The following is a 25,381-nucleotide window of genomic DNA, read 5'->3' on the forward strand; positions in this document are numbered from 1 at the left end:
TCTACAAGATTATTCGGGGGTTTGGGGAATAAGTCTTTGAATGAAGCGATTATTTAGCAATCTAACCAAACGTTTGTTTAAGACATTTAGAGGCGGATTATGTCAAGAGGGTATAAACCACAAACGCCAGGATTAAGATATCCTGGCGTTTGAACAGCTATTAAAAGGAAATCATCGCGCCACGCTCATCAAAGACAGAGCTAGGATTCCAAGCGACCTCCCAAAGATTATGTTCCGGGTCGGCAAAATAGGCTGTCCGACCGCCCCAAAAAGCATCACTTGGCTCCCTTAGTATTTTTCCGCCGACCGCTCGGATATTTTCAATTGCCGCATCGACCTGTTGGGGTTCGTTTACATTGATGGCGAAAGTAACTGGTCGATACGTTTCCGGTGATGGCGAGAACTCTATGCCAGCATCCTTCGCCAGCTCCGCAATAGGAAATAAGGATAACAGAACACCTGCTGTTTTAAATACAGCATAGTTGTCGGAGCTAAATTCAGTTTGCTCCCAGCCAAGTGATTGATAGAACTCCCGGAGTGCTGGCAGATCGTATGCACCAATTGTAAGAAGACTTACTCTTTGTGGAACCATTTATATCCCTCCAAAAATATGATTGGTAACCTTTTCTACGTATTCATAATAATCTCCTTCTTAGCATTGGAATAATGAAGGCGGTTCATTTGTATCACATAAGCAAAATGTCTATGATAAAAAGTAAATGGAAGGGGTGCTGATACATGAAGGATTTAAATGCATGGTTTGAAAAAGGCATGTCAGTCGATGACTACATTAATGCCATGACCAGAAATAAGGATGGAATGGTATCGATCTATGAGAAGTTCTCGTTAACTGAAGAGGATCGCAATAAGCTGGAGGCATTGATACCCAAAAAGCTGCGGGCCATTGTCCTGACGGAGGACTGGTGCGGCGATGCCATGCTGAACAATCCCATCTTAATGCGAATTGCTGAGGCTGCAGATATGGAGATTGTGATGGTGCTCCGTGACCAAAATCTTGAATTGATGGACCAATATTTGACGAACGGAACATCACGGGCGATTCCGATTTATATTTTTATCGATCAGGAAGGAAACGAAGTGGCGGTATGGGGACCTCGTGCACCGGAAGTGCAGGCGCGAGTTGACGCAGGCCGTGCCGCCTTGCCTGATAAGGATGCTCCGGATTTTCAGGAGAAGCAGCTTGCACTGTACAAGAGCTTCAATGAAAATTACCTAACTGATGCAGCCATTTGGCAGGCAGTTGCCAACAGCATTATTTCAAAGCTTACAAAATAAAAAAGAGGGCTCCCAGCTGATAAAAAAATCAGCTAGGAGCCTTTTTCACATTTTAATATTTTTTGGCGGTATCCGGTCGTTGATTAAGTTTTTATCATTAATTTTCGGCTCTATTCCGAGGGCAAAGTTTCGGATATTGGAGCGGTGCAAATAGATTAAGAACAAAAGGAATAATGAAAAAATAAGTTCAAAATGAAGGTTTTCAAGAAATAAGTCGTAAATCAGCAAGCTAAGACCAACAGAAATGGAACCAAAGAAAACATACTTTGTTAAAAAGATAACTAGGAAGAAGGTGACGTAGGCGATGGCAAGCAACGGGAAGTTGGCAACGAGCAGTGCACCGGCAGTGGTCGCAATAGCCTTGCCACCCTTGAATCCGGCGAAAATCGGGAAACAATGGCCGATTACCGCAACGAGACCAAAGTATAATGGTTCGGCGTCTAACTGAAAGATCAGCGGCAATGACGCTGCAAGGGCCCCTTTTCCGAGATCAATAAGCAGGACAATAATGGCCGACTTTTTACCTAACACACGAAGTGTATTGGTGGCACCGGGATTTTTGCTGCCGTGGTCACGAATATCAACCCCGAAGAATACCCTGCCCACAATCAAAGCTGTTGGGAAACTTCCAATCAAATAGGAAGCAAGGAGCAGCAACCAAAACATATGAATCATTCCCTCAAAATATATTTTTCTTTTATTCTACCATAATTAAATGGTATTATTTTGATGAATTTACATGAAATTGAAAAGAGGCGCCAATATGGGAAAAGTAGATTTTGGCCAAGTTTCTAATAGTTATGCAAGAGCTAGGGAGGATATTCCTACGTCGTTAATGGATAGCCTGCTAATCCGAAACATTAGTTTTGAGGGGAAGAAAATTGTCGATATCGGAGCGGGCACAGGTGCCCTGACTCGAAAAATTGCCATGCGTAAAGGTGAAATCATCGGGATTGAACCGTCTCAAGAACTAATAGAACAGGCGGAGGCATTGAATATAACAAAAAACTATCGTATTCCCTACCGGCAAGGAACGGCCGAATGCACCGGTTTGGCAGGTTCACAATATGATATGGTCACGGTTATGCGGGCGTGGCATTGGTTTGATCGCGAAAAGGCAATCAATGAAATAAGAAGAATTCTAAAACCGAACGGGAAACTGCTCGTAATCGATTCAGGGTTTTTATCGGAACATGCTGTTGTTCAGAAAACATTTGAAGTGTTATCCCAATATGTGGAGGGCGGAGTAAAGCCGGCAGGATCAAAGGCGGATGCCAAGCAGAGGATTAATGGCTTCCCTGTCGAGTGGTTCGAGGAATGGCATTTGGGCGGCCTTGAACTGCAGGATTTTTTTAAACTGAACTACACCGTAAGTTTTACCAAGCAGACATGGGTAGAAAGGATGAGATCTGTTTCCTGGCTTGTCAGCTTGGAAGAACCTGTTCGCAAACAGGCTCTGCGGGACCTATTCGTATCCCTGCCGGATGATGAGCCCTATCTGATTCCGCATGATTGCAATGTTTGCATATTGGCTAAAAAGGTTGAATAGTTTTTTCAGACGTGTGGGGAAGAACCTGCACGTTTTTTTGTTTTATTTTTTGCAAAAAGATAAAACAATTGTATTATAGTATTTGGATGTTTAACGAATAAATAGGAATTTTGGTCCAATTGTAAGCAATCGCATAAATTGGTAGAATATAGAAGCGATGTATCGGTTGCCGAATTTGAAAATAGGATGATGAGAATGAAAAGAGCAAGACTAATTTACAATCCTACCTCTGGGCGTGAGTTGGTTAAGCGCCACTTGCCGGATATCCTGGAAAAACTGGAGATGGCAGGGTATGAAGCATCCTGTCATGCCACGACTGGTGCCGGAGATGCCACAAAGGCCGCACGAATAGCAGTTGAGCGTCAATATGATGTCGTGATTGCTGCAGGCGGCGACGGGACGATCAATGAGGTAGTCAATGGCCTCGCCGAGCAGGAGTATCGTCCAAAGTTGGGGGTTATTCCCGCTGGCACTACAAACGACTTTGCCCGTGCCTTGCATATTCCACGGGATATCGGGGCTGCTGTTGACATTATTACAAAAGGGGAACTAATCCCTGTTGATATTGGACGCATCGATGATAAATATTTTATTAATATTGCTGGTGGCGGCAGAATAACCGAGTTGACATACGAGGTTCCGAGCAAGTTAAAAACAATGCTCGGACAACTGGCTTATTATTTAAAGGGAATGGAAATGCTTCCTTCCATCAAGGCCTCCGATCTTCGGATTGAGTATGACGGGAAGCTGTTTGAAGGAGAAGCGATGATGTTCCTCGTCGGCTTGACCAATTCGATTGGCGGCTTCGAAAAATTGGCTCCGGACGCTTCGATTAATGATGGACTGTTCACCTTGTTAATTTTGAAAAAGGTAAATCTGGCCGAATTTATCAGGGTTGCAACCTTGGCAATCCGCGGTGAACATATAAATGATCCGAACGTGATCTATACAAAGGCCAATCGAATCAAGGTTCAATCTGAGGAAAAAGTTCAATTGAATTTGGACGGGGAATTTGGCGGCTTGCTGCCTGCCGAGTTTGCCAATCTGTACCGCCATTTGGAAGTATTCGTCCCACTGGATGATATCCGTGAGAACGACCGGCCAACCGACTGGGTTTCAGGCCAAAGATATAGCTAACAATAGGTCCGCTCCTTCCGGGGGCGGATTTTTTTTCCGTCATTAAATGCTCATAGTGCCCGAACATGAAAGAATATGATCCGTTGGGTAACTATGGGAGGCTCATAGTACCCGTTCAAGGGGAAAAACAAGAGCGACGGTAACTATGGGAGGCTCATAGTACCCGTCCAAGTGGAAAAACAAGAGTGACGGTAACTATGGGAGGCTCATAGTACCCGTCCAAGGGGAAAAACAAGAGCGACGGTCACTATGGGAGGCTCATAGTACCCGTCCAAGGGGAAAAACAAGAGCGACGGTCACTATGGGAGGCTCATAGTACCCGTCCAAGGGAAAAACGAAGAGTCACGGTCACTATGAAAGCCACATAGTACCCGTCCAAGGGAAAAAACAAGAGCGAAGGTAACTATGGGAGGCTCATAGTACCCGTCCAAGGGGAAAAACAAGAGCGACGGTAACTATGGGAGGCTCATAGTACCCGTCCAAGTGGAAAAACAAGAGTGACGGTAACTATGGGAGGCTCATAGTACCCGTCCAAGGGAAAAAACAAGAGCGACGGTCATTATGGGAGGCGCATAGTACCCGTCCAAGGGAAAAACGAAGAGTCACGGTCACTATGAAGGTCTCATAGAGCCCATCTTTGCGAAAATTCCAGAGATACAGTCACTATGTAGACATCATAGTGACCCTCCAAAGAAGTAATCATATATGTACGGGTCTTTGAAACTCCGAAGATAACAATAATTTTAAGGGATTAACAATGAGTTACAATATTCCAGACATCCAGAAATCTGTGTATAATGAATTAAAGACATCAGTCAAGACACTTTCAAAGGAGCGATGGGGTATGGGTAAAAAAGCATTAATCAATATCGATTATACGCATGATTTTGTGCATGATGCGGGAGCGTTAACTTGCGGAAAGCCGGGACAAGAAATCGAAGGCAGAATCACAGGGCTAACAAAGGAATTTATCGAAAACGGAGATTATGTCGTGTTCGCCATCGATGTTCACCACGAAGGGGACGAATTCCATCCGGAAACAAAACTGTTCCCACCGCATAACCTGCGTGGAACAGCAGGCCGAGACTTATTTGGATCGCTACAAGAGATATATGAAACTAATAAACAAAAAGAAAATGTCCACTATATGGACAAAACAAGATACTCCGCATTTGCTGGAACCGATTTGGAAATCAAACTTCGCGAGCGCGGCATTACCGAGGTTCACCTAGTCGGGGTCTGTACTGATATTTGCGTCCTCCATACAGCCGTAGATGCCTATAACAAAGGCTTTAAAATCGTTGTCTATAGAGATGCTGTTGCCTCCTTCAATCCTGCCGGGCATGAATGGGCGCTCGGACATTTTGAACAATCACTCGGGGCTTCAGTGGTTTAAAAGTCTTTTTAATGGTATTATTGGTAATAATGTTGGATAGCTGTATTAGTCCCATTGGAGGTCGATTATGAAACACATTTACCATGATGATAGTTTGACTCTGCATACAGATCTTTACCAGATTAATATGACAGAGACGTATTGGAGGGATGGTATCCATAATAAACGTGCGGTCTTTGATTTGTTTTTCCGTAAACTGCCGTTTGGAAATGGCTATGCCGTTTTTGCCGGTTTGGAAAAAGTCATTCAATATATTCAAGGCTTCCGCTTCACGGAGGAAGACCTGGAGTATTTGAAAAATGAAGTAGGCTACCAGGACGATTTTTTAAACTATCTTAAAGACTTGCGTTTCACTGGAACCATTCGGTCCATGAAAGAAGGCGAGCTTGTCTTTGCCGGTGAGCCGCTGTTGAGAGTAGATGCCCCTCTGGCAGAAGCGCAGTTAATTGAAACAGCCCTGCTCAACATTGTGAATTACCAAACATTGATTGCAACAAAAGCATCCCGAATCAAACAGGTTGTTGGTGAGGAAATCGCAATGGAATTCGGAACAAGAAGGGCACAGGAAATGGACGCCGCGATTTGGGGAACACGTGCAGCTTATCTTGCCGGCTTTGAGGCTACAAGTAATGTTCGCGCTGGCAAACGGTTCGGCATTCCGGTTTCAGGTACACATGCCCATGCCATGGTCCAAGCTTATAAAGACGAGTACACCGCTTTCCATAAATATGCAGAGACGCACAAAGATTGTGTATTCTTGGTCGATACCTATGATACGCTCCGCCTTGGTGTGCCAAATGCCATCAAAGTGGCCAAGGAGCTTGGCGATAAGATTAATTTTATAGGCATCCGCCTCGATAGCGGCGACCTTGCCTATTTGTCAAAGAAAGCGCGGAAAATGCTTGATGAAGCAGGCTTTAAGGATGCAAAAATCTTCGCGTCCAGCGACCTGGATGAATATACGATTATGAACTTGAAAGCCCAAGGTGCACAAATCAACAGCTGGGGAATCGGCACGAAGCTGATTACAGCTTATGACCAAGCGGCACTAGGTGCTGTTTATAAAATTGTAGCGATTGAAAATGAAGCAGGTCAGATGGAGGATACAATCAAAATCTCTTCTAATCCGGAAAAAGTAACAACACCTGGCGCCAAGAAAATTTACCGGATTATTAATAATACAAACCACCATGCTGAAGGGGATTACATCGCCATGGATGGTGAAAAGCTTCCAGAGAAAAAGCTGCGAATGTTCCATCCAACCCATACGTACTTAAACAAGGTGGTCACAAACTTTACAGCAAAGGATCTTCATGAGGAAGTTTTTGTGAACGGTGAGCTGGTTTATGAGCTTCCTTGCCTGGAAGAGTCCCGCGCTTACTTGAAGCAAAATCTCGATGCCCTCTGGGACGAGTACAAGCGGATTATGAACCCAGAACACTACCCGGTTGACTTAAGTCAAAAATGCTGGGATAACAAAATGAAGAATATTGAAGAAGTAAAAGAAAAAGTAGAAGCGATGAAAGAATAGCGCCATGATAAAAGGAGTCCCCAAAATAGCAGGGACTCCTTTTTGTTGTCCAGTTCCAGCGCTGCGCTTGAACAAGGCGCTTCCGCTTTTCTGTCTTATTTTTGTTTAAAGAAATCAATGAACGCGTGGTAGATTTCGACACCCTGGTAGGTCAGCATTCCTGCTGCCGATATCGAAAACAAGCCAATCATAATAAAACGAAGCCACATATTATGTTCCTCCCTTATTTTTAGTGTTCAGAATGCGGGAGGAAGAATCACATAGTTGGATTGATGAAAAATGGGCGTAAGAAAGATGTGATTTCTTGTGATGATTTTTGAAAAGTATTTCAGTGGGGGCGTTGCTGCCGTAAGTGCGATGGCAAGAATAAGAAGTATTGGCACGTCGGTAGATTTTTTCTTCTCATCATCCCATTGCCATTTTTCCTGTGTATCATTCAGGAAGATGATTGCTTTGGTAACATGATGATTGACGGGTGGCCCTTGTGAAAAATGTAAAAAAGTAATGGCCAGGAAGGCAAGGAGCAAGCTGAAGGAGAGCGGCCTCAACATCTTCATCTGGTTCACCCCTTCCATGAGATTGTTTTAATCATATACACTTTCATTATATTTGAAAACAAAAATATTCTGACAATTTTTGCGCCTATTTTATAAAAATTGAGACGAGCGCCCGGGATTTCGCAATCAGAACGGGTATATGGTACAATCTTGTCAGCTAAAACGAGTAAAGGAAGAAGAGAATGAGCAGAGAATTGCCGGTTACAAAAAATGAATACATAGATGCTGTTTTTGAAGATTTAACCCATGACGGGGCGGGGGTGGCAAAGGTTGATGGCTATCCGATTTTCGTTCCCAATGGACTGCCAGGAGAAAAGGCACAGATCAAAGTGATTAAGGTTAATAAAAGCTATGGAATCGGACGCTTAATTGAGCTTTACGAGCGAAGCCCGTTCCGAATTGAAATTCCCAGTAGTGAAAAACACAAATATGGCGGGTGTCAGCTTGAACACATCAGCTATGAGGGTCAGTTGAAATATAAGGAAAATCAGGTTCGCCAAGTGCTGGCCCGAATTGCAAAACTGGAAGATGTAGTGGTTCAACCGATTATTGGAATGGATAGCCCATTCTATTATCGAAATAAAGCCCAAGTCCCTGTCGGCGAAATAGATGGCAGGCTAATAGCCGGATTCTTTAAACCCAGAACCCATGAAATTGTCGATACGGATGAAAGCTTGATTCAACTGCCTGAAGTGAATGAGGCTGTGCAGGTTGTAAAGCAAATCTGCAACGAGCTTGGGATCCCTGCTTATCAAGAACAAACGCATAAAGGCGCTTTACGGCATATCATGGCCAGATACGGTAAACAGACCGGAGAATTAATGGTAGTAATCATCACGAGAACGGCTGAGCTTCCTCATAAGGAAAAGCTGGTGGAGGAGATTACTGCCCACTTGCCAAAGGTAAAATCAATTGTCCATAATGTCAATTCCAAGCGGACCAATGTGATCCTTGGGGAGAAAACAACCGTCCTTTGGGGCAGCGAAGTGATTTATGACTACATTGGTGATGTGAAATTCGCTATATCCCCATTATCGTTTTACCAGGTGAATCCTGTCCAGACGAAGGTTCTTTATGATAAAGCACTCCAGTATGCGGATCTGAAAGGTGAGGAAAACGTCATCGATGCCTATTGCGGCATTGGTACGATTTCGTTATTTTTAGGGCAAAAGGCAAAAAAGGTGTTCGGTGTGGAGGTAGTACCGGAGGCGATTGAGGACGCGAGACGGAATGCCAAGCTGAATGGAATGACCAATGTGGAATTTGCGGTTGGAGAAGCGGAGCTTGTAATCCCGAAATGGTATAAGGAAGGGAATGCGGCAGATGTGTTGGTCGTCGACCCGCCTCGCAAGGGCTGCGATGAAGCACTGCTTCGAACCATTATCGAGATGAAACCAAAAAAGGTCGTCTATGTCTCCTGTAACCCAGCCACCCTGGCACGGGACTTGAGAATTTTAGAGGACGGCGGCTACAAAACGCTGGAAGTCCAGCCAGTGGATATGTTTCCGATGACGACTCATGTTGAATGTGTTTCGCAACTCATTTTAAAGATGTAACCCAAAAATAAACTTTTCCGATTCCAGCCCTGATTTTGTGAAAAAATACTTTTCCGATTTCGGGGCATAATTCTTTTAATTTCTTGTCAGTCTAAGCCTTTTCTAAGTTCTCGGATTCCAATCCCTTTTTCATATATTAAAGCAAAAAAGATATCCTTAATGCCCCTACCCAATGAGTAGAGGCTTTTTGTTATTATTGTCCAGCAGTTGCAGGTGGAAATAATTCATTATATTTTGCATCTAAAGCGGCGTTAGCATCTTGAATCTCTTTATCAGCTGTTTCTGTTAAAGCAGCCTTTTTATCAGAAATGTCCGTTGACGCTTGTGTATCTGCTTGGGTTTGTAATTTAGTATTAAGTCCCTAAATTAAAGCCTTATCAACTATAGACAGTGATTTCAATTGCATGAATAGAACGCTGCTTTTTTTCAAAAAATATGAAAAAAGGTGGGAATCACATGATTTATTTTTTGGTGATTATTGCATTAATTCTAATTGTTGGGTTATTTGTTACATTTGGAATAGGTAAAAGAGTGAGTACGAGTAATAGTGAATTTGATGATGAAATTGACAACAATATTCGAAGACACCCTGTTCTGCTGAATCCTGTCTTTCTTGCTTACATCATTGCAATTGGGGCAGTTCTTGTCTATATCTTCTATTTAGTCATTACCTGATACCAGATTCAATGACCAGGCTATCTTCTCGAAAATGAAATAACAAATAAAATGGAAGGGCCTGTCTCCCTGCACTTTATAGGTGTACAGGGGAACAGGCCGCAATTATGTCAACACAAAATGCCCAGGTTTTATTACTAAGTAAAGAAGCCCATTCAAAGGAACGGGCTTCTTGTGTTTATCAAGTATCGAAATTTCTTAAAATCTCAAACCTGTAAAATTAGGAAGTGGAAGAAGAAAAATATTTATTCTACACAGCTACTTTAACTGATTTTGATTCTTTTTCTGGGAACCATAAACTCACGGCAATCCCGACAATTAGGCAAATAAAGAAAGTTGCAGCTTTAGAAGACACAATCCCTTCTAATGGAGAAATCGTCCAGAGAATGGCGCTGATGAATCCAGTAATAATCGTAGCGAGTACGCCTGCTCCGGATGTTTTCTTCCAAAAGAATGTTAGCAGGATGACCACAGAAAAGGTATTGCCGACCCCTGCCCAAGCGAAGCTTACCATCGTATAAATAATGGAACCGGAGGCTAATGAAACAACGATTCCCACAAGGCCGCTTACAATCGTAATGAGGCGGGATAATTTCACCAAGGTATGACTTTTCATGGTTACGCCCATTGCTTTATGAACGATATCCTCACTTACTGAGGTTGTAATAACAAGCAATTGAGAGGAAGCTGTTGACATAATGGCGGCCAATATGCCAGCGATAATGATTCCAGCTACCCATGGCGGCAGTAAATCAAATACCATATGAGGCAAAATCATTTCTGGATCGTCAATCGTTCCTTGCTTATAGATGACAGAAGCAAAAATGGCAGTAATAAACGCGCCAACATAGACAATTAAAGTCCAAATCAATGCAACCGTTTGTCCCGTTTTCATGTCTTTTTCATCCTTAAATGCCATGAAACGTGAGCTTAATTGTGGTTGGCCGCCAAGCCAGCCAAAGAACCAGGAAAGATTCGTGAATAACATCGCTCCAAGTGCCAACCCGGTCATTCCCCCGAACCAGCTGTCTGCACCATTCCCCATTGAACTTAATGCGGTAGAAATGGATAAATCTTGATGCTGAATCTCTGTAAAGCCTGCAATTGGGACAATGATGAATGCCAAAACCATTAAAAAGCTTTGTATCGTATCTGTCCATACAACCGACATAAATCCACCCATACAAGAGTAAGCAATAATAATCAGGGCAATGATGATAGTTCCAATCGTGATATTCAATCCTGAGAATGAGAAAAGTGTTTTCCCGACACCGGAGAATTGAGCTGCTAAATAGCATGTAAAAAAGACAACCATAATGATGGACGATAACCAACGAATCAAGTTACCATGGGCGGGAAATCTAACAGCGATATAATCGGTTAACGAATAAACATTATATTTTTTCGTTTCTTTCATAAACCGTTTAGCCAAAACAAACCAGGAAAAAATGATTCCTAAAAACATTCCCGACAAAATCCATATGCCTGATAAGCCGGAAACGTATATAAATCCAACTGCGCCTAAAAACATATAGGCCGATTCACCGGTAGCCCGCTCGGAAAAGGCCAATGCCCAGCCAGGCAGCTTATTTCCCCCAAGAAAGTAATCGGCATGGTCTAAATTTTTTCTGCTAAAAAACACCCCTACGCCAAGCATAATGAAAAGATAAATGATAATTTCCCCAAATACAACCGTTGATCCTGAAAAATTCATGTTTTTCGCTCCTTGAAATAAAAGTGGATATAAATATAACTAAACATAGTGAAATAGTATGAATAAGGGCATTTAAAAATCAGAGCCTAATCTAGAAAAATAAACAAGTATATTAGGCTCTGTTTTTGCTGCTTTTTTAGTTGTCATTCAGCTTTATTATGGTTCGATATAAGACATTTGCTGCTTTTTCGATATCCTGTTCTGAAGAAAATTCCCGTGGATTGTGACTGATGCCATCTTTTGATCTGACAAAAATCATGCCAATAGGAAATAGTCCTTTAAATTGCATGGCATCATGCCCTGCCCCGCTTGGTAAGCTGACTACAGGTTCATGTTCTTCTTGAATGCTTTCTTTAATAAAGGTTTGTAGATTTTCATCACAACGAACAGGGGCAACACGCTGTAATTCTGAGATTTCTAAGCCTAAATGTCGTTCGGCTGCTACTTTTTCGGCAAACGACTTAATTTTTATTTCAACTTGATCACGGATTTTTTCATCAATATCGCGAATGTCGATTGTCCATTCCACTTCACCAGGAATGACATTCACACCATTTGGTTTTACGAATAATTTTCCGACAGTAGCGACAGCAGCTGGATATTCCTTAGCTATTTTCTCGGCTTCTGCAATAATGAGACTTGCTCCAACCAGTGCATCCTGCCGCCCGCTCATCGGTGTGGCACCAGCATGCTCGGACAATCCGGTCAATCGAAACTGAAGCCATAACGGACCTGCAATACCTGTTACACATCCAACTGCTGTATCCTTGTATTCTAGGACCTTTCCTTGCTCAATATGAACTTCTAAATAGCATTTTACATGCTCCAGCTTTGCGCTTTCAATGGCACCATTTCCCAACCCATAATCGGCAATGGCTTGTTCTATTGAAATTCCTTGATCATCGGCAATTTCTAAATTATCAGTTGTTAATGTGCCAGCAACTGCACGACTTCCGATCATGCCAAAACCAAATCGAGTTCCTTCCTCATCCTTAAAGGCAATAACTTTAATAGGATGTTTTAGTTGAATTTGTTTTTCTTTTAAGGATTGAATCACTTCAATGGCAGTTAAAACACCTAGACTGCCATCATACTTTCCTCCATTTGGAACAGTATCTATATGAGAACCAAGTAAAACAGCAGGTAAATCAGGGTATAGTCCATCCAGACTCCCAATTAGATTACCTACAGCATCATAATGAACAGACAGGCCTGCAGCTTCCATATAATCCTTAACTAATTCATTTGCACGTTTTTCATCGCTAGTGTAAGAGAAGCGATTAATGCCCCCGTCTTTGGTTCTTCCAATCAGCGATAACTCTTCTAAATGTTTCTGTAATCGATGGATATTAATCATGGTCTTCCTCGGAATCCTTTAATTGGAAACGGAAATGGCATGTTCCTTCTTCTAGAATATATTGATCATGAATGACATTAAATTTTTTGTTAAACCCTTTTGCAATGGCAGGATCGATCATTTGGCAATAGAGAATCCCATATTTGTGCATATTATCGTCGGCCCACTGTTGGCCTAATGGACATACTGTAAACGTCTGCTCAATTTCCTCAGGTTTGTTCACCGTTTCATAGGTAAATAATTCACTTCTGCCCATATCGTAGTTTGTTAAATATTGATCAATTGAGTTGTCTGCCCCGTTTACTCTAGCTCTTTGGGCAATGCCGCGGCCGCGTTTCTCACCAAATTGCCAAACCCCTTCTTTAATCGCTTTTTCGCCTTCTTCACCAAATTCATCGACTACTGCTTTTGTGATTTGAGCAAATAATTTGGCAAAGAGAGCAAAAGGGGTAAGATTTTCATACTTATTTGCTGTGTTGTGATTTTTGGGAATATACTTGAATAAGGTATGATTCTGTCCTTCCTTTGTAGCTTGTATTGCAATGTCTTCAGCATCTTTATAGCCAAAGTTTTCAAGTCCCTTTTGCAGTAATGCAATTCCTTTTTCCTTAAATTTTGAAGTAACCTGTTCATCTATTTCAGTGAATATTTTTGCTGTCATAACTTCCATGGATTGTGGGGGTATAACATGACTTGCTATACTCAAGTTCAACACCTCTTTAAAAATTTATATATTTAAAAACAATAAAACCGATAAAATTACTAGTATTTTGATTGTTATTATAAATTCAATGGTTTATATAAATCAATTGAATAATTATAATACTAAGTATGAAAAAAATTCATGATTGGGGTGTCTTTCCTTGTCTCTAATTAAATATGAAATTTTTAGAACCGTTGTGGAAACTGGAAGCATATCTAAAGCTGCAGAAACGATCGGACTAACTCAATCCGCCGTCAGTCATGCCATTGCCAGTCTAGAGTCTGATTTTGGTTTTACATTGTTAACCCGGGGACGTTCAGGTATTCAACTAACCATCAATGGTGGAAAAATATTGATATACGTAAGGGAAATATTGAAATGGAATGAGCAAATGATGCAGGAAGTTTCAAAAATTAACGGCTTGGAAACCGGTATTGTACGAATTGGTACACTTCCGAGCGTATCAATCCAATGGCTGCCGAAAATCATTAAACAATTTAATAAGGAATTTCCCCATATTGAAATAAGGTTATTTGAAGGAGATTATGATGAAATCGATCAATGGATCTTAGATGGAACCATTGATTTTGGCTTTATGTCCTTACCCGTTTCAAAAGCATATGAAGTTATTCCATTAAAAAAGGACAAACTTTTATGTATTGTACCGGATACACATCCTCTGGCAAGGCAGGAACTCATGCATTTAGAGCAGCTTAATGATGAAGCGTTCATTATGCCTAAATCAAGCATTGATAAGGATGTCCATCGAATTTTGAAAGAACATAAAATCAAACCTAAGATTAAATACGAAATTGCGGAAGATCAAGCCATCATTGCCATGGTGCAAAATGGTCTGGGGATTAGCATCCTGCCCGAAATGATTCTGTATCGCATTCCTGAAAATATTCGAATCCTTCCATTGGAGGATGATTATTACCGCCACATTGGGATTGCTGTCGCATCATTTCGGAATTTAGCACCAGGATCAAAAAAACTAATAGGTTTTATACAAGAATGGTTATATGATGGAAATAACTACTAGTTTAAAGAGAATATTTAAAGGGGGACACATTTATGATCCCAGCAAAAATGGATCCCATATCAATCATTACTTTAAGAGAAAAAAGTGTTGAGTCCGTAGTAGATTGGTTCGATCAGCATAAACAATCGTTCTATACTTTAGGTTTTTCTTATCTTAGGACTCAGCAGCAAATGGAAGAGCTTTTTTATAGAACGATTTTAAAAGTCCACAAGGAATTGCCTCAGTATAAAAATGAAACATCATTCGAAATGTGGGTAACGACCCTTTTCGTACCTATTTGCCGGGAGCTTTCTGCTGATAAAAGTTTACAAGGTTCTGAGCAAAGTGAACCGCGTCAGGATTTATTTATAGCGCTTGATAACTTAATAGAGTACGAAAGAGAAGCGGTAGTTCTTACATATATAAAAAAAATCTCTCAGGAGGAGACGGCACATCTTCTCCAAGTTTCTGTTGAAAAACTGAAAGAGTATTTATTTTCTGGAATTCAGTTACTTAGAAAAGCAATGGAGTTCGGCTCATCCTTTAATGGCTGTGAGGAGTACCATAAGGTTTACATAGATTACTTAGAAAGAACGTTAGAACGTTCGAAAAAAATTGAGTTCGAAAAACATGTATATCATTGCCAAGACTGTCAAGAGGATTTGGCTGCGTTTCAGGATGTCATGTTAACACTGTCAAGTCTTACAGAAAGGCTGGAGCATTTTCATGTACCAACCCAGTTCATGGACAACATTAAAGCCAGGCTGGCAGAAGAGGAAAAGCAAAGACAACAGAAGATCAAAAAACGTAGAAGAATAGGGATTGTTTTTGCAAGTGTGCTTGCCCTATTAATTGGTATAGAAGGGATGACAGGGTCTTTTTCCAACCTTTACTATACGTGGACAGAAGAAGACCAAGAGTTACGTACCTTTTTGAATCAGGACTTGGGTGAAAGGCTGAATCTGAAAGCGGAAAGCAATGGGGTGAAAATTAAGATTAAGGCCGCGATTGCCGATGAAGTACAGACGCTAGTTTTTTATGAAATAGAAGACATAAATGAAGACAATCAATATATGATGAATTATCAGGATGGGGTCTATGTTGAGAATGAACATAAAATCATGACTTCAGGCTTTCCAAGATACTTTCCACCGGATCTTGAATCGGAGGTAAATAAGGAAAAAAAGAACGTGTATCAAGGGAAAATGAGCCTGCTTCCACTCTCTACGGATACTGGGACAATCAAACTTGAGATAAAAAAACTTCAGAAATTGATACACGATCCTTCTAATCAGAATGGTTTTAATCCCTATGAAAACATGGATTATAAAACAGGGGAATGGAAGTTCGAGATTCCCGTGACTAAACAACCATCTAAAGAATATGAACTGAATGAAGAAACGGAAATCGAGGGGATACCGGTCCGCTTTAATAAACTATCCATTGCTCCAACAGCGACAATTCTCCAATATTCTCTTAATGTTGAACAGTCAGCTAAGCGGATAGATGCACTTAATTTTGAGCATTTGATAATCAATAATAAAAAATTAAAGGCTGATAGGTATGGCAGCAATTTTGTGGATTCACAGCTAGATATGAATTGGTTTGCTTTCCGAACATATTTTGAGCCAATCATTGGAGAAAGCCCCAAAGAAGTTCAGATTAGCTTCCAATCAGCCCAATTATCCGTTGACGACCATAAAACCATCAAGCTGGATGCTTCTAAAGTATATCCGCAAACCTTTGAATATGCAGGCAGTACCATTTCCATTGACAAGGTGGAAGTTGGAGAGCCTACAAGTGTTGTCATTAGCAATCATGAAGTTGAAAATCGAGAGTTTGAGGCGCTTAACTTCAATATTCTAGGACAGGGTGACAACGAAACTACCTCAATGGATATGAATGTTGAGGGAGTGGTTATTGATAAAAACGGGGTGGAATACGATATGGATAAACATCCAGTCGCCTATGAAGAAATCGAGCAGCCCCGTTATTTCTTTACCGTTCAGAGACTGGAATTACACAGTAACAACATTCAAGAGAAAGTGATTCCTAAAAGCCTGGAGATTTATGGATACAGCACGACAAAGTATTTGGATGATGTTGTGAATATTTCGTTAGAATAACTGTATATAAAGGGGTGCGGCTTAAGCTGTGAAGTTTTGTGATCATAACCCCTTGTTTTTATGTGTAAGGGATGGTATTATATACAAAATATTCCATTAATAAAATCAATGAAGAGAACAAGTACGTAAGGATAGAATCTACAGCGAGCTGGGGTTGGTGGGAGCCAGTGAGGAAGCCTTAACGGAAACAATCATCTCTGAGATGCAAGACTGAACACTGTAGTAAGTCTTGACGGGTTTCCGCCGTTAAAAGGAACACGTATGATAGTACGGTGACAAAGCGCTGTTGTGTTTTTCAACAGAATTTGGGTGGTAACGCGGGTAATGCACTCGTCCCTTTCTTTAGGGACGGGTGTTTTTTATTTTTCTAAAAAGGAGGTTTTGATTATGGAGTTTAGCAATCAGAAGAAAAGCAGAGTGCAGCGGGAAAAGCGGATATTGGATTATTGGGTGAGTAACCATATTTTTCAGCAGTCCATGGAAAATAGAAAACATAATGAAACCTTCGTCTTTTATGAAGGTCCGCCCACTGCCAATGGCCTTCCCCATGTTGGCCATGCATTAGGAAGGACACTAAAGGATATTATCGCAAGGTACCATACCATGAACGGAAAGCATGTGGTAAGAAAAGCAGGTTGGGATACACATGGCCTGCCAGTAGAATTAGGTGTGGAGAAGGACCTGGGCATATCCGGCAAGCAGGAAATTGAAAAGTACGGTGTTGAAGCATTTATTAATAAATGCAAAGAAAGTGTTTTTTCCTACGAAAAGCAATGGCGGGAATTTACTAGGGATTTAGGCTATTGGGTGGATATGGACCATCCATATATGACAATGGATAATCATTATATTGAATCAGTTTGGAATATCCTCGGAACCATTCACGAAAAAGGATTACTTTATAAAGGGCACCGTGTTTCACCTTACTGTCCCAGCTGTCAGACTTCCTTGAGTTCTCATGAAGTGGCTCAAGGATATAAAAATGTGAAAGACTTAAGTGCCACGGTTAAATTTAAACTTAGTGAAAATGAATATGTACTGGGCTGGACCACTACTCCATGGACGCTCCCGGCTAATGTGGCGTTAGCGGTAAATGGAAATCTTGAGTATGTAAAAGTCCAAATAGACCACGAAACGTATATCGTATCTTCAGCCAGATTGGATCAGGTAATAAAAGCCCCATATCAAATTCTCGAAAAAATAAAAGGGAAAGATTTGGTGGGACTTCCCTATCAGCCTCCATTTGAGTTTGTAAAGGTAAACACTGGTCATAGTATTGTCGCAGCTGATTTTGTGACGGACGATAGCGGGACAGGAATTGTTCATATTGCACCAGCGTACGGAGAGGACGATTATAGGCTTGTACAGGAAAACGGGCTTTCCTTTGTCAATGTAGTAGATGAATCCGGCAGATATATGGACGTGGTTACGCCGCTTGCGGGAAGGTTTGTGAAAGAATGTGATGTGGATATTGTGAAGCTGCTGCATGACAAAGAGCTGCTTTTTCATAAAGAGAAATATGAACACTCCTATCCGCACTGCTGGAGGTGCGATACTCCGTTACTTTACTATGCGACGGAAAGTTGGTTTATCAAAACAACTGCATTAAAGGCTGAATTTATACACGAAAACCAGCAAGTAAATTGGTATCCAGACCATATCAAAAATGGCCGCTTTGGAAACTTCTTAGAGGGTATGGTCGATTGGAATATCAGCCGAAAGCGCTACTGGGGGACCCCTTTAAATGTTTGGGTGTGTTCTTCATGTGGTAAAGAAGCGGCGCCAAAGAGTGTTGAGGAATTAAAGGAGAGAGGTGTTGAAGAGTTTGCACATGTTGAGCTTCATAAGCCATATGTAGATGCAATCAGGCTAAATTGCCCATCTTGTAAGGGAACAATGCATAGGACGCCTGAAGTGATTGATGTCTGGTTTGACAGTGGTTCCATGCCATTTGCCCAATACCATACACCTTTTGAAAATGCTGAACTCTTTCAAAAACAATTCCCAGCTGATGTGGTGATTGAGGGAATTGATCAGACAAGAGGCTGGTTTTATTCATTGCTAGCTGTCTCTATCCTTTATACTGGCAAAGCTCCTTATAAAAATGTGCTGGCAACGGGCCATGTTTTAGATGAACATGGACAAAAAATGTCAAAAAGCAAAGGCAATGCCCTCGATCCAGTTGATCTTATAAAAACCTTTGGTGCTGATGCCCTTAGATGGTCACTGATTGAGGATAGTGCCCCATGGAATGCCAAGCGTTTTTCCGACCGAAATGTACAAGAAGCAAAATCCAAGCTAGTTGATACACTTTCAAGTCTTTATCATTTTTATAAGCTTTATGCTGATATAGATTCCTTCAAGCCGCAAGTCCACTCAACCGGCACTTTATCGGTTATGGATAGATGGATTCTATCACGGCTGATGACAACGGCATCCCTGATGAAAAAGGAAATAGATCTTTACCAGGTAACGAACGCTGCAAGATTGGCAGGCCAGCTTGTTGAACAAGTCAGTAATTGGTATGTACGCAGAAATCGGGAACGGTTCTGGAGCCAAGGGATGACGGATGATAAATTGGCAGCGTTTCATACTTTACACAAAGTATTATTGGAGCTTACCAAGCTGTTGGCGCCTTTTGTTCCTTTTATAACAGAAGAAATTTACTTCTCGCTAACAGGAGAAAGTGTTCATTTGACTAGCTATCCTAAAGCAGTGATAGAGCTGATTGACGAAAAGCTTGAAAAACAAATGCAGGCAGTTCTAGAAATTGTTGAGCTGGGGAGAAGTGTTCGGAATAAGCATCAAATTAAAACAAAACTACCGCTTGGAAAAATGGTGGTTATCTCAAACAATCAAGAAGCAGGGGCACTTGCTCCTTTTGAAGAAAGTATCAAAGACGAACTTAATGTAAAGACTGTCGAGTGGGTTGATTCCTCGCAAGAGTTTATTGAGGTAAAATTGAAGCTCAATTTCAAAACAGCGGGTCCGCGCTTAGGTAAAGTCGTGAATCAGGTCAATCAACGTCTAAATAAAACCACAGCAGAGGAAGTAGAACATTTTCTACACACAAAATCCCTTGCTGTAACATTACAGAATCAAGAGGTTGTATACCTGGGGGAAGATGATGTTCTTGTTCAGAAAACTGCAGTCCTAACAGGTTTCTCCGAGGCCGCTAACCGGAATTTCACTGTTATTGTCGATATAAATATCAGTGATGAACTTAGAAAGGAAGGAATGATCCGCGAGTTTATTAGAGGCGTTCAGGACCTTCGTAAAAAAATGGGTTTGCCGGTTGATAAGAGAATAGACCTTTATATAAGTTGCTCGAAAGCTCTAGAACAATCAATAGTTGAACATAGTCCATTAATAAATAGAAGCATAATCCTAAGTAACCTCCATTTTTCGCCAACAGAACAAATGGAATCACTTATCGTTGGGGATGAGGAAACTCTTGTAGGAATTATGTAAAAATATCTAACCTGGGTAGTGGCTATGGTTGTACAATAAAGGCAGGCGGTAAGATATTCATTACCGTCTCTTTTTTATGTGCAATTGAAAGAAAATTTAAAAATTATGTCAAAATAGCTCGATTACTGTGGTAAAATTTTCATTAACCGGGAGGTGGTTAATGGTGTGGCAAATGGAAATAGGACTAATATTCACTTTAACATTTATTTTAATCATTCTGTTTGCAGCATGGAAATTTGCCAAACAATCCAGGCAGCTAAAAACGAGTCAACAATACTACCAGTCTCTCTATCATTATAATCCCGACATGATTTTAACATTGGATAAGGAAGGCAGGCTGACAAGTGCCAATGATGTAGTAGAATCATATGGCTATAAGGTGGATGAACTGCTGAAACAGCCCTTCTCTGCTTACGTTGTTCCGGAAATGCTAAACAAGACTTTTAAGAACTTTAAAGAGTCAATTAATGGATCTTCCACAAACTATGAGACAGCCATTTTTAGTAAAGATGGTAAGCGGATTGAATTAGAGGTAACAAGTATTCCGATTATTATTGATAAAAAAACTGTTGGTACCTATGCGATTCTTAAAGATATAACCCGATTCAAGTACGCCCAAAATGCTTTAATTGAAGCGGAATACAAATATCGAAGCTTGGTTGAGGAATCTTTAGTAGGGATATATATCATCCAAAATGGAAAATTTGTGTATGTGAATCCCCCAATATTGGAGTGGTTTGGCTATACATATGAAGAAACGATTGGTTCTAAACTCATTGATTATATCCACCCCGAGGATGTCTCGATTGTTGAAGAAAATATCTCAAAAAGATTGCAGGGCGGAATTAAAGGTGTTCGGTTTCGATATCGCGGGATAAGAAAAGATCAAAGTATCATCTATATGGAAGTCTATGGGTCGCAAACCATCTATCAAGGCATGCCAGCCATTATCGGCAGCGTCATTGATATTACTGAGCAAAAAAAGGCAGAAGAAAAGATTAGGCACATGGCCTACCATGATGCATTAACAGGGTTGCCAAACCGTTATCAGCTATCATCCCAATTTCAAAACGCCTTGTTGGATAAAAAAATGAATTACGCCGCTCTTCTTTTCCTGGATTTAGACCGCTTTAAATTGATTAATGATACGCTTGGTCATGACCTTGGGGACCTATTGCTGCAAAAGGTTTCCGAGCGGCTTCAGGAATGTGCAGGTATCGAGAATTACCTTGCCAGGCTTGGCGGAGATGAATTTATTGTATTTCTTCCAAATTCTGAACAAGAAAGCGCTTCACATACAGCGAAGCAAATTCTTTCTCGTTTGAATGAATCCTTTTTGTTAAATGAATATGAAATATACATTACTCCAAGTATAGGAATTAGTCAGTACCCGTATGACGGCGGGGATATTGCCACCTTAATCAAGAAGGCTGATTTGGCAATGCATCAGGCCAAACGTATGGGGAAAAATAATTTCCAATTTTACGAGAAGAAAACAATGGAACAAACCAATAATCGTCTGGAGATGGAAAAGGACCTTCGTAAGGCTCTGGAGCGGAACGAGTTTATCCTATACTATCAGCCGAAGTTAAGCATTGGTTCAGGAGAAATGATTGGGGTGGAGGCTTTGATTCGCTGGAATCAGCCCCAAAAGGGCATTATTTCGCCTGCGGAATTTATACCTTTGGCGGAAGAGACCGGCATGATTATCCCGATTGGGGAATGGGTGCTGCGAACGGCGTGTACCGAGATACAGGCACTAAATAAGGCTGGGTTTCCTCCGATGATTGTCTCGGTCAATTTGTCACTACGGCAGTTTTTTCAGCCGAATTTTACCCAGATGGTTGGCCAGGTTTTAAGCGAAACAGGATTATCTCCTGAAAGCTTGGAACTTGAGATTACCGAAAGTATGACGATTGATACACATCATGCCCTCATGATTGTCAATGAACTAAAAAAATTGGGCGTAAGAATAAGCTTGGATGACTTTGGCACAGGCTATAGCTCGCTGCATTATTTAAAGCAATTTCCAATCGATAAACTAAAAATTGATCGCTCATTTATTCGCGACTGTTTAACAGACGCTAACAACGCAACCATCGTAAAAACAATCATTGCCATGGCCCATCAGCTGAAAATGGAAATTAATGCAGAAGGGGTCGAGACAGAGGAGCAGCTATATTTTCTTCAGCAGAATTTTTGCAATGAGGTGCAAGGATATTTGTTTAGCCGGCCATTGCCGATTGAAGAAATTAAGCAAAACTATCACGAGATTACAAGAATGGCAAATCAATTAAGTGCATCATAGTTATGGTAAAAAAGGTAACAATCCTTTGAGGAATGTTACCTTTTTTTGGTTAGCTTTCCTTATCAAACACCAGGACATAGGTTCCTTAATTTTTGTTAAGCTAACACACCGATTAATGGCTTCAAACTAAAGTAATCCAATGCCTGATTGACATCGTGAATATCGTAAATTCTTTTTTCAACACAAAACTGTATGACTAAATCAAACGTATCGCTATCAGACAAGGAGTAACCGGCAGCACTTAACAGCTTGTCGGTGTTTTTTTTATTTAATTGAAGTGCTAGTGCCAGGGCAACAACTGTATTTTTGCTCGGGCGATAGTCCGGATTGGTGCGGATTTTTGAAAAATGGCGGCGGTCAATTCCGGCCTTTTTATAGATTTCCGAATCGGCAGCGCCATTTTTATCAATAAAGCTAAACAAGGTTTGGTTAAAGGACGGCTGGCGCTTACTTTTTATATAGTCTTGGAGCTCAAGGCTATAGGCTTCCTGTGAAACACACTCCTCCATTTTAGAAAAAACTAAACTGTTCAGGTGAAGGTCTAAGTACTTCTGCAACTCTATTAATAGCTTTTGGTCCAGCATAATTAACCTCCGAAATGTCGCCTGACAAGCGACCAAATAATGGATGAACTTAACTATTATTATAGTATAAACAAACCGAAAGGATGATAGAGATGAACAGGAATTTGACTGAAATTATATTTTTGCTTGATAGGAGCGGCTCGATGGCGGGGCTTGAGAGTGATACAATTGGCGGGTTTAATGGCTTTATTGAAAAACAAACAGAGATGGAAGGTGACACACGGGTTACAGCGGTTTTATTTGATGACCAATATGAAATCCTTTGGAATGGAGTTGAAGCTGAAAAGGCGAAGCTTACTAAGGAAAATTACTATGTAAGAGGGATGACAGCGCTGTTGGACGCGGCCGGGAAGACCATCTTGGATGTAGGTTATCGGTTGGCGAAAACTAATGAGGAAGACAGACCGGGCAAGGTAATCTTTGTGATTACAACAGACGGAATGGAAAATGCCAGCCAAGAATTTACCTATAAAAAGGTAAAAGAGTTAATCAAGCACCAGCAGGAAAAATATAAATGGGAGTTTATCTTTTTAGGAGCTAACATCGATGCCTCTGAGGAAGCTGACAGCCTGGGAATTGATGCAGCAAATGCTTATAGCTTTGAAGCATCGGAAAAGGGTGTGGAAGTTATGTACAACATGGTGAGTGAAGCAGTGTCGGAAAGAAGAAAAGGCAAGCGGTAATCGTGTCAATAAAAGATGAAACGCACTTGAAATCAAATTCAAAGTGCGTTTCTTTGTGCCAACAAAGGCTATGATGTTTTTTCACCGAAAGGAATAGGAAGGAATTTTTTTAAGAGAACAATTGCTGTACTGATTATGATCGCTATCAACGCTGGAAGAAGCCAGCCAAGCCCTTGGTTATATAGAGGCAGAGTCCGTTCGTAAAAAGCAACAATTGGGGTCAGCCATTGGAAATAATCCAATTCAAGCTGCTGACAAAGGGTTTTAAAACCATCAATCACACTTACCATAAAAGTGATAGCTGTTGCCGAAGCATAGACCAGCTGCGAATGCTTAAAAAGCTTAGATAAGAAGGTCAGCAGCATGAGCACAATGGCCAGCGGATACAGCAGCATGAGTACTGGAATCGAAAACTGGATAATGTTTGATAATCCAAAGTTGGCAATAATTAACGAAACCAGAGAAAAGAAAGCTACCCACATTTTGTAACTAACTTTTGGAAGTAATGTATGGAAATATTCTCCGCACGAAGTAATCAAGCCAATACTTGTTGTCAGGCAGGCAAGAATGATAATAATCGACAGCATGATGGTTCCAGCGGTCCCAAAATAATAGGCTGCCGTTTTTTCGAGAACGGGGCCTCCTGTATCAAATAAACCAAATCTTTCCGTGCTTGTCGCTCCTAAATAAGCTACACCAACATAGATGATTCCAAGAAAGACAATCGCCACAATCCCGGATTTTGCGGATGCGGAAAGAATACTACGGGTAGAGGTTATTCCTAACGCTATTATCGCCTGGATGACGATAATGCCAAAGACAAGCGATGCCAGAGCATCCATTGTGTTGTATCCTTCCATAAAGCCTTTCACAAATGCTCCGTTTGCATAAGTTTCATGAGGTGCGCCGATTGCTCCCATTGGTTTTACAATTACCATCACCAGTAATGCAAAAATTAAGATGATGATTGCTGGCGAGAGCACTTTCCCGATTGAGTCAACCAACTTGGCCGGGTTTAACGAAAACATCATGGTAATGGCAAAAAATAAGAAAGAAAAAATCAAAAGCCCAATTTGTCCGCTGCTATCACCTAAAAAAGGCGCAACGCCGATATCATAGGCAACGGCACCTGTCCGAGGCGCGGCAAAAAATGGCCCGATCGTCAAATAAAGAAGTGCTGTAAAAACGACACCATAAAGCGGATGTACCCGGCTTGCCAATTCCTGCAGGTTCTTTGTTCCAGATACGCCCATCGCCAGGATTCCTAGAAATGGCAGGCCAATACCTGTCAAAAGAAAACCTGCAACTGCCACCCAAACATTTGACCCAGCATATTGGCCGAGTGAGGCAGGGAAGATCAGATTCCCGGCACCAAAAAATAAGGCGAATAACATAACGCCAATAATAAAGTATTTAGAAAATGGCAATTTATTGTCCATGTACGACTTGCTCCTTTGTTTCCTATTTCACAAAGACCAATTTTACTATTCGCAAAATTTAAATGCAATATTTTTTGTGAATTTGGAATCGCTGAAGGGCTGGTAATGTGCTTTAAAGTGAATTGCCGTTGCCTTAAATATTCATTATAAAAGTAGTATTTGTTTCGGGTCCTTATTGAAATACTAAAGCTGGAATTGTGACAAATGTGTGAAAAGAGAATAAAAGAATAATGAGTTTCGTTGACAATTACCAGTTTAATTACAATAATAGAACTATA

Annotated in this window: 20 protein-coding genes and 1 other annotated feature; of the genes, 12 read left to right on the plus strand and 8 right to left on the minus strand. The window is 41.0% G+C overall.

The annotated features are described in order from the left end of the window. Nucleotides 1-160: 160 nt before the first annotated feature. Nucleotides 161-592 (minus strand): VOC family protein, encoded by a 432-nt coding sequence (locus ACZ43M_RS02250; protein WP_464505869.1) that lies wholly within the window; start codon nucleotides 590-592, stop codon nucleotides 161-163. 146 nt (nucleotides 593-738) lie between these two features. Between ACZ43M_RS02250 and ACZ43M_RS02255 the strand changes: the two genes are divergently transcribed. Then, nucleotides 739-1,296, plus strand: a complete 558-nt coding sequence (locus ACZ43M_RS02255) for a thioredoxin family protein (RefSeq protein WP_464505870.1) — start codon at nucleotides 739-741, stop codon at nucleotides 1,294-1,296. 45 nt (nucleotides 1,297-1,341) lie between these two features. On the opposite strand, the gene plsY is transcribed toward ACZ43M_RS02255, so the two are convergent. Further along, nucleotides 1,342-1,962, minus strand: coding sequence for a glycerol-3-phosphate 1-O-acyltransferase PlsY (plsY, locus tag ACZ43M_RS02260; RefSeq protein ID WP_464505871.1), 621 nt, complete (start codon nucleotides 1,960-1,962; stop codon nucleotides 1,342-1,344). A 97-nt stretch (nucleotides 1,963-2,059) separates the two neighbouring features. Here plsY and ACZ43M_RS02265 point away from each other — a divergent pair, with 97 nt between their 5' ends. The 4 genes from ACZ43M_RS02265 (at nucleotide 2,060) to ACZ43M_RS02280 (ending at nucleotide 6,909) form a co-directional block, all read left to right on the plus strand. Next, a complete protein-coding gene (locus tag ACZ43M_RS02265; RefSeq protein ID WP_464505872.1) occupies nucleotides 2,060-2,845 on the plus strand; it encodes a class I SAM-dependent methyltransferase in 786 nt (261 codons plus the stop codon). Between the two features lie 195 nt (nucleotides 2,846-3,040). Beyond that, nucleotides 3,041-3,982 (plus strand): diacylglycerol kinase, encoded by a 942-nt coding sequence (locus ACZ43M_RS02270; RefSeq protein ID WP_464505873.1) that lies wholly within the window; start codon nucleotides 3,041-3,043, stop codon nucleotides 3,980-3,982. Nucleotides 3,983-4,826: 844 nt separating this feature from the next. Beyond that, nucleotides 4,827-5,378, plus strand: coding sequence for a cysteine hydrolase family protein (locus ACZ43M_RS02275; protein ID WP_464507923.1), 552 nt, complete (start codon nucleotides 4,827-4,829; stop codon nucleotides 5,376-5,378). A gap of 67 nt (nucleotides 5,379-5,445) precedes the next feature. Next, complete coding sequence (locus tag ACZ43M_RS02280; protein WP_464505874.1) at nucleotides 5,446-6,909, plus strand: nicotinate phosphoribosyltransferase; 1,464 nt, start codon at nucleotides 5,446-5,448, stop codon at nucleotides 6,907-6,909. 236 nt (nucleotides 6,910-7,145) lie between these two features. Here the strand turns inward: ACZ43M_RS02280 and ACZ43M_RS02285 are convergent, their stop codons facing one another. After that, nucleotides 7,146-7,466: a hypothetical protein gene (locus tag ACZ43M_RS02285; protein WP_464505875.1), complete on the minus strand. Its 321-nt coding sequence runs from the start codon at nucleotides 7,464-7,466 to the stop codon at nucleotides 7,146-7,148. A 182-nt stretch (nucleotides 7,467-7,648) separates the two neighbouring features. On the opposite strand from ACZ43M_RS02285, the gene rlmD reads away from it, so the two are divergent. Beyond that, on the plus strand, nucleotides 7,649-9,022 hold the full coding sequence (gene rlmD / locus ACZ43M_RS02290; RefSeq protein ID WP_464505876.1) for a 23S rRNA (uracil(1939)-C(5))-methyltransferase RlmD: 1,374 nt from the start codon (nucleotides 7,649-7,651) through the stop codon (nucleotides 9,020-9,022). A gap of 531 nt (nucleotides 9,023-9,553) precedes the next feature. Next, nucleotides 9,554-9,697: a hypothetical protein gene (locus ACZ43M_RS02295; protein ID WP_464505877.1), complete on the plus strand. Its 144-nt coding sequence runs from the start codon at nucleotides 9,554-9,556 to the stop codon at nucleotides 9,695-9,697. A 250-nt stretch (nucleotides 9,698-9,947) separates the two neighbouring features. On the opposite strand, the gene ACZ43M_RS02300 is transcribed toward ACZ43M_RS02295, so the two are convergent. The 3 genes from ACZ43M_RS02300 to ACZ43M_RS02310 all read right to left on the minus strand — a co-directional run bounded on the left by ACZ43M_RS02300 (nucleotide 9,948) and on the right by ACZ43M_RS02310 (nucleotide 13,474). Further along, nucleotides 9,948-11,411 carry a sodium/proline symporter gene (locus ACZ43M_RS02300; RefSeq protein ID WP_464505878.1) on the minus strand — a complete coding sequence of 488 codons (1,464 nt, stop codon included), beginning with the start codon at nucleotides 11,409-11,411 and terminating at the stop codon, nucleotides 9,948-9,950. A 136-nt stretch (nucleotides 11,412-11,547) separates the two neighbouring features. Continuing rightward, nucleotides 11,548-12,768: an allantoate amidohydrolase gene (locus ACZ43M_RS02305; RefSeq protein WP_464505879.1), complete on the minus strand. Its 1,221-nt coding sequence runs from the start codon at nucleotides 12,766-12,768 to the stop codon at nucleotides 11,548-11,550. After that, nucleotides 12,761-13,474, minus strand: a complete 714-nt coding sequence (locus ACZ43M_RS02310) for an L-2-amino-thiazoline-4-carboxylic acid hydrolase (protein ID WP_464505880.1) — start codon at nucleotides 13,472-13,474, stop codon at nucleotides 12,761-12,763. The genes ACZ43M_RS02305 and ACZ43M_RS02310 overlap by 8 nt, the downstream gene beginning before the upstream one ends. 157 nt (nucleotides 13,475-13,631) lie before the next feature. Between ACZ43M_RS02310 and ACZ43M_RS02315 the strand changes: the two genes are divergently transcribed. The 4 genes from ACZ43M_RS02315 (at nucleotide 13,632) to ACZ43M_RS02330 (ending at nucleotide 22,397) form a co-directional block, all read left to right on the plus strand. Continuing rightward, nucleotides 13,632-14,513, plus strand: a complete 882-nt coding sequence (locus ACZ43M_RS02315) for a LysR family transcriptional regulator (RefSeq protein WP_464505881.1) — start codon at nucleotides 13,632-13,634, stop codon at nucleotides 14,511-14,513. A gap of 32 nt (nucleotides 14,514-14,545) precedes the next feature. Continuing rightward, nucleotides 14,546-16,618, plus strand: coding sequence for a DUF4179 domain-containing protein (locus ACZ43M_RS02320; protein WP_464505882.1), 2,073 nt, complete (start codon nucleotides 14,546-14,548; stop codon nucleotides 16,616-16,618). Nucleotides 16,619-16,717: 99 nt separating this feature from the next. Then, nucleotides 16,718-16,959: a binding site (T-box leader), on the plus strand. Between the two features lie 46 nt (nucleotides 16,960-17,005). Beyond that, complete coding sequence (gene ileS, locus ACZ43M_RS02325; RefSeq protein ID WP_464505883.1) at nucleotides 17,006-20,089, plus strand: isoleucine--tRNA ligase; 3,084 nt, start codon at nucleotides 17,006-17,008, stop codon at nucleotides 20,087-20,089. A gap of 160 nt (nucleotides 20,090-20,249) precedes the next feature. Continuing rightward, nucleotides 20,250-22,397 carry a sensor domain-containing protein gene (locus ACZ43M_RS02330; RefSeq protein ID WP_464505884.1) on the plus strand — a complete coding sequence of 716 codons (2,148 nt, stop codon included), beginning with the start codon at nucleotides 20,250-20,252 and terminating at the stop codon, nucleotides 22,395-22,397. 95 nt (nucleotides 22,398-22,492) lie between these two features. On the opposite strand, the gene ACZ43M_RS02335 is transcribed toward ACZ43M_RS02330, so the two are convergent. Then, complete coding sequence (locus ACZ43M_RS02335) at nucleotides 22,493-22,981, minus strand: hypothetical protein (RefSeq protein WP_464505885.1); 489 nt, start codon at nucleotides 22,979-22,981, stop codon at nucleotides 22,493-22,495. Nucleotides 22,982-23,073: 92 nt separating this feature from the next. Between ACZ43M_RS02335 and ACZ43M_RS02340 the strand changes: the two genes are divergently transcribed. Next, nucleotides 23,074-23,664, plus strand: a complete 591-nt coding sequence (locus tag ACZ43M_RS02340) for a vWA domain-containing protein (RefSeq protein ID WP_464505886.1) — start codon at nucleotides 23,074-23,076, stop codon at nucleotides 23,662-23,664. Between the two features lie 68 nt (nucleotides 23,665-23,732). On the opposite strand, the gene brnQ is transcribed toward ACZ43M_RS02340, so the two are convergent. Further along, nucleotides 23,733-25,103, minus strand: coding sequence for a branched-chain amino acid transport system II carrier protein (gene brnQ / locus ACZ43M_RS02345; protein ID WP_464505887.1), 1,371 nt, complete (start codon nucleotides 25,101-25,103; stop codon nucleotides 23,733-23,735). Nucleotides 25,104-25,381 lie beyond the last annotated feature (278 nt).

The sequence above is a fragment of the Neobacillus sp. B24 genome (assembly GCF_055381825.1).

Excerpts from the sequence above, each read along its gene's own strand:
- brnQ (WP_464505887.1), bottom strand. The coding sequence starts at position 25,103 with ATGGACAATAAATTGCCATTTTCTAAATACTTTATTATTGGCGTTATG.
- ACZ43M_RS02335 (WP_464505885.1), bottom strand. The coding sequence starts at position 22,981 with ATGCTGGACCAAAAGCTATTAATAGAGTTGCAGAAGTACTTAGACCTT.
- ileS (WP_464505883.1), top strand. The coding sequence starts at position 17,006 with ATGGAGTTTAGCAATCAGAAGAAAAGCAGAGTGCAGCGGGAAAAGCGG.
- rlmD (WP_464505876.1), top strand. The coding sequence starts at position 7,649 with ATGAGCAGAGAATTGCCGGTTACAAAAAATGAATACATAGATGCTGTT.
- ACZ43M_RS02320 (WP_464505882.1), top strand. The coding sequence starts at position 14,546 with ATGATCCCAGCAAAAATGGATCCCATATCAATCATTACTTTAAGAGAA.
- ACZ43M_RS02270 (WP_464505873.1), top strand. The coding sequence starts at position 3,041 with ATGAAAAGAGCAAGACTAATTTACAATCCTACCTCTGGGCGTGAGTTG.
- plsY (WP_464505871.1), bottom strand. The coding sequence starts at position 1,962 with ATGTTTTGGTTGCTGCTCCTTGCTTCCTATTTGATTGGAAGTTTCCCA.
- ACZ43M_RS02285 (WP_464505875.1), bottom strand. The coding sequence starts at position 7,466 with ATGAAGATGTTGAGGCCGCTCTCCTTCAGCTTGCTCCTTGCCTTCCTG.
- ACZ43M_RS02300 (WP_464505878.1), bottom strand. The coding sequence starts at position 11,411 with ATGAATTTTTCAGGATCAACGGTTGTATTTGGGGAAATTATCATTTAT.
- ACZ43M_RS02305 (WP_464505879.1), bottom strand. The coding sequence starts at position 12,768 with ATGATTAATATCCATCGATTACAGAAACATTTAGAAGAGTTATCGCTG.
- ACZ43M_RS02275 (WP_464507923.1), top strand. The coding sequence starts at position 4,827 with ATGGGTAAAAAAGCATTAATCAATATCGATTATACGCATGATTTTGTG.
- ACZ43M_RS02280 (WP_464505874.1), top strand. The coding sequence starts at position 5,446 with ATGAAACACATTTACCATGATGATAGTTTGACTCTGCATACAGATCTT.
- ACZ43M_RS02265 (WP_464505872.1), top strand. The coding sequence starts at position 2,060 with ATGGGAAAAGTAGATTTTGGCCAAGTTTCTAATAGTTATGCAAGAGCT.
- ACZ43M_RS02250 (WP_464505869.1), bottom strand. The coding sequence starts at position 592 with ATGGTTCCACAAAGAGTAAGTCTTCTTACAATTGGTGCATACGATCTG.
- ACZ43M_RS02340 (WP_464505886.1), top strand. The coding sequence starts at position 23,074 with ATGAACAGGAATTTGACTGAAATTATATTTTTGCTTGATAGGAGCGGC.
- ACZ43M_RS02330 (WP_464505884.1), top strand. The coding sequence starts at position 20,250 with ATGGTGTGGCAAATGGAAATAGGACTAATATTCACTTTAACATTTATT.
- ACZ43M_RS02255 (WP_464505870.1), top strand. The coding sequence starts at position 739 with ATGAAGGATTTAAATGCATGGTTTGAAAAAGGCATGTCAGTCGATGAC.